This is a genomic window from Vibrio fluminensis (assembly GCF_015278125.1).
GTDB classification, from domain to species: domain Bacteria; phylum Pseudomonadota; class Gammaproteobacteria; order Enterobacterales; family Vibrionaceae; genus Vibrio; species Vibrio fluminensis.
The window spans coordinates 1-1891 of the sequence record NZ_JADILO010000064.1 but is presented as its reverse complement, the minus strand read 5'-3'; the positions used below and the strand labels follow the sequence as shown (position 1 = coordinate 1891).

General features: G+C 48.1%; 1 protein-coding gene. It reads right to left on the bottom strand.

Features of this window, described 5'->3' with window-relative positions; all coding sequences use genetic code 11:
- Positions 1 to 36: 36 nt before the first annotated feature.
- A complete protein-coding gene (gene ltrA / locus IRQ95_RS21835; protein WP_194439892.1) occupies positions 37 to 1329 on the bottom strand; it encodes a group II intron reverse transcriptase/maturase in 1293 nt (430 codons plus the stop codon).
- Between the last annotated feature and the right edge of the window lie 562 nt (positions 1330 to 1891).

Genomic DNA, 1891 nt, shown 5'->3' with positions numbered 1-1891 from the left:
AATCGAGTAGGAGGAGGCCTCACGGCCTCCGTCCTCTCACACCACCGTACAAGCGTGGGTCGCATACGGCGGTTCCGAATATACTTTTAGTGACTCATACCCATTTCGCAACGAGTACAGACCCAACTCCTCGAACCATTTTGTTGGCATAGCGTGATTTACCTGCGGTGTTAATGCTAGCCGCCACCAACCTTTATCTGACATCGCTAACTTCCACGCATTACGCTCTGTTACATCTTGTCGCTGTAACCATGTCGCTATGCCGTATCTGTGTTTGCGTTGCTTAAGTCGATAGCACCTTAGCCGTCGCCGTATCCATTCGTCCAAGCGTTCCATGCTGCTCTTCCGTATGGCAAGTTTGAAGTAGTGTTGCCAACCTCTTAGGTATTGAGTTAAATCGGCGATTATCACCTCTAGCTCTCGACCTCGGTTTCGCTTCGTTATCTGCCGCACTCGCTTCTTCAGTTGAGTTTGCGCTGACTTCGATATATGGATTGTTCCATCTATCCCGAAGCAGTGGCTTAGGTAAGTTCGCTCTGTCACCCTTGTCGCTGCACTTTTCTCTCGATTTACCGTGAGTTTCAGCTTTTGCTCCAAGAACTCCGTTATCGATTCTTTGACTCGATGAGCGGCTTCCTCACTACGAACGTAGATTTGGCAGTCGTCTGCATATCGACAGAACTTATGCCCTCTACGCTCTAACTCTTTATCCAGTTCATCTAACACGATATTGGATAGCAACGGAGATAATGGTCCACCCTGTGGTGTCCCTCGTTGTCTCTGTTCGACTAATCCGTTTCGCATTATGCCTGCCTGTAGGTATGACCTGATGAGCTTCAACACGCGTTTATCTGCAATATCCCGTGACAGCCTGTGCATCAGTCTATCGTGATTAACGGTATCGAAGTATTTCGCTAGGTCGATATCTACCACATAAACTCGCCCCTCTCGGATGTAACGACTGGCTGCCGCTAGCGCATGATGTGCACTACGGTTCGGTCTAAATCCGTAACTGCTATTGGAGAACTTAGCTTCATAGACATCTGACAGCACTGAAGTGATTGCCTGTTGGACAACTCTATCGAGCACTGTTGGGATACCTAGCTGCCTTACTCCACCACTAGGTTTGGGGATTTCTACACCAAGAACAGGGTGAGGTTGATAGCTTCCATCCAGAAGACTCTGCCGAAGCGCTTGCCCATTTGAAGCTTGTCGAAGTTTAGAAATGGTCGCATCAATGTCGAGTTTATCGACACCTGCACATCCCTTGTTCTTCTTCACTCTTCTTAGAGCTTGATTCAAGTTGGTTGAGGAACAGATTTGTTCCATCAACGAAGTTGAGGTCACCAAGACTCGTCCTCCTGTCTACGCCGACCATGCTTGTCATTCTTCGTGACCATGAGCTTTACTTGCGGTATCGCCCATTGGGACGTAGAGATGATTTTCATCTTGCTATGACTCCACATGATTGAGTGTCTAGTGACTGCTTCTTGATATATTCAGTTCAGGCCTTCCCTTAAGTTGTACATTCTTAGGGTACTATGCCTTCTGCTGACTTCTTATTACCCATCACACAACATCGCTGTTGCATTAGTCTCTATCGAGACAGGCAATAAGATCTCCCGAGGTAAGACGTTGCTCTTTCCCTTGGCCGTGCCTGATTTATCACTACACACTTCCCGTCGAGGCATCGGGCTATTCTATCTAGCGCTAGGTTGCCCAAGTTGTAGTGACCTACTATCAGATTTCTGTTCGTCACAACCAAGTTTTACCATTTGCTTCCTTCAGATTTCACCTCACGGTGAACACCCTTGCATAGGCTAACGGTTCTCGCTCGACTGAGCCCGTAGAGGACTTTCACCTCCTAGATCAACGCCATGCTCGGCGCACG

What these genes read in the sequence shown, in the direction of transcription:
- ltrA (WP_194439892.1), bottom strand. Translation starts at nt 1,329, where the DNA reads ATGGAACAAATCTGTTCCTCAACCAACTTGAATCAAGCTCTAAGAAGA.